This window comes from Clostridium sp. AF28-12 (genome assembly GCF_003435225.1).
Lineage (GTDB): Bacteria > Bacillota > Clostridia > Lachnospirales > Lachnospiraceae > Pilosibacter > Pilosibacter fragilis.
Window position 1 is genome coordinate 3,133 of sequence record NZ_QWGJ01000047.1, and the last position, 602, is coordinate 3,734.

At 42.7% G+C, this 602-nt stretch carries 1 rRNA gene; it reads right to left on the reverse strand.

The features are described 5' to 3' along the window. Positions 1-269: 269 nt before the first annotated feature. Positions 270-387, reverse strand: a 5S ribosomal RNA gene (gene rrf, locus DWY93_RS16540). Positions 388-602: the final 215 nt, after the last annotated feature.

Consider the following 602-nt stretch of genomic DNA (forward strand, 5'->3'; position numbering starts at 1 on the left):
TCGATACGCCTCGGATGTCTTGTATCTTAAATATTTAAGATCAATTATTTCAATATGTGATTTTCAAGGTACGTTCTGACTGAAGTTTATCAGTCATTAGCGAGTTCAATATACTTGAACTTACTAATCACTGGTAAAAACCAGTTATTAACAGCATTACCCTGCTGGAACGGGTTAACACATTCATCATCGCGAACTTCGCCTTTATCTCCACCCGCTAGAACATGTCTGTTTTATTTGAAAACTCTTTCGAGTATTTTTCAAATAAAATCCGGCACCCACCTGCTCTCCCATGCCGTCTCCAGCATAGTACCATCGGCCGCTTACGTCTTAACCGTCGTGTTCGGGATGGGAACGGGTGTGTCCCATAAGCGCATCGGCACCGGAATTTTCGTGTTTTCATGAGTAAGTGCAGAACGAATCAATAAGAAATCGTGTTGAAAGCTTGCTTTCATAAGCGATTTTGTTTGGTTCGTTCTATAAGCGGCGAATGCCGCGACCGAACGAACTTGTTCGTGAGGTTTGCACTTACGGGCTATGCCCTGAAAACTCAACAGTACGTAAAACCCTTACTTCTTCTTCCTTAGAAAGGAGGTGATCCA